This window comes from Vibrio sp. Vb0667 (assembly GCF_033391095.1).
The window spans coordinates 1-1522 of sequence record NZ_JAWPOL010000148.1; the positions used below are offsets into that span (position 1 = coordinate 1).

Below are 1522 nucleotides of genomic sequence, written 5' to 3' on the forward strand. Positions count from 1 at the left end.
ATAATGTTGGTGTGACCGCCACTGATCGTGACCGAAACAACATCGTCACCAGAAGTGAGCGTTACGCTGCAATAAATGAATTCTTGCGTATCCATGCGCGCTACAGTTACCCGCTCTTCATCTATCAATTGTTGCGCAGCAGCGACATCCTGCTCATTAATCCGAGCCAACACTTCCAGTTCTGCTGTTGGGTCACCGGCTAATGCACCAACTGAGGCGGCAATTTTGAGGCCTATCTTGCCCGTTCCAGGTATGAAAACACCCATCGAGTTTTTAAATAGGTTGTCTGAAACACGCACCTCTATCGCATCAATATCGGATGTGCCTAACTCTTTTCTAGCAACTGCTGCCGCGTACGCAGCAGCAATGGGTTCTGTACATCCTAATGCAGGTTTCACAACTTGCTTAATGATTTGGATATATTGTGTCCATTGCTGGTTCATGCTCTGTTCTCCGTATTACTTTTTATGAGCAATCGCTTCGACTTCAATTAACACGCCAAGAGGCAAATCTTTCACTGCGAAGCAACTGCGTGCCGGACAATCTTGTTGGAAAAACTCTGCGTAGACCTTGTTAAACTCGGCAAAGTCATTAATATTCGATAGGTAACACGTTGTTTTTAAAACAGTATCGACACTGCCACCACCAGCCTCTAAAACGTGCTTCAAGTTAGTAAGAGATTGATGACTTTGTGCACTGATGCCGCCTTCAACTACTTTTCCTGTTGCCTTATCAACGGGTAATTGACCAGATGTAAAAATCAAATCGCCATAGCTAGTGCCATGTGAATAAGGTCCGATAGCAGCAGGCGCGTGTTCAGATGAAATCAATTCTTTCATTTTTAAATCCTCACATAAATTTTATTTTTTATTAAGAAGTTTCTAATTTAACTTCCGTATTAGCGTTATTTTTTCAATTAAATATGAATCAAACAACTAGAACAGATCACAAAATTCGTCAAAAAATCCAATTTATTTGAACTTTTTCGCCAAGATCTCAAATTTATCTGAATTTCCCACAAAAAAATTGGTGATATATGTTTTCTCAATTAAATTTGAGAAAAATTCATACTAACAAGAGAAACAATAAAATGAGCGTGACAGCACCTACACAAACCTTACCTATCGGTAAAGAGCCACCGCACGTAAAAGCAGGCATGGCCCTAGACGAGTGGAAAGCCGCGACCAAGTTTGATAGCACAGACTGGGGATGGGTGATCATGAGTATCGGCATGGCAATCGGTGCCGGTATTGTCTTTTTACCAGTAAAAGTAGGCGTATTGGGCCTTTGGGTATTCTTGGCCTCTGCCGTGATCGGCTACCCAGCGATGTACTTGTTCCAACGCCTTTTCATCAACACTCTCTCAAGTTCACCAAAGTGCCAAGATTACGCTGGCGTTATTTCCGGTTACCTTGGTAACAAATGGGGGGCGTTATTAGGTGTGCTGTACATCATCATGTTGGTGATTTGGGTCTTTGTTTACTCAACAGCCATCAACAATGACTCGGCATCTTTCCTACAT

At 42.3% G+C, this 1522-nt stretch carries 1 protein-coding gene and 2 pseudogenes; 1 reads left to right on the forward strand and 2 read right to left on the reverse strand.

The window, feature by feature from the left end; genetic code table 11:
* Positions 1 to 443: pseudogene (locus tag R8269_RS24135) on the reverse strand (serine dehydratase subunit alpha family protein); the annotation flags it as partial.
* Positions 444 to 458: 15 nt separating this feature from the next.
* On the reverse strand, positions 459 to 839 hold the full coding sequence (locus tag R8269_RS24140; RefSeq protein ID WP_005479566.1) for a RidA family protein: 381 nt from the start codon (positions 837 to 839) through the stop codon (positions 459 to 461).
* A gap of 317 nt (positions 840 to 1156) precedes the next feature.
* On the opposite strand from R8269_RS24140, the pseudogene R8269_RS24145 reads away from it, so the two are divergent.
* Positions 1157 to 1522: pseudogene (locus tag R8269_RS24145) on the forward strand (hypothetical protein); the annotation flags it as partial.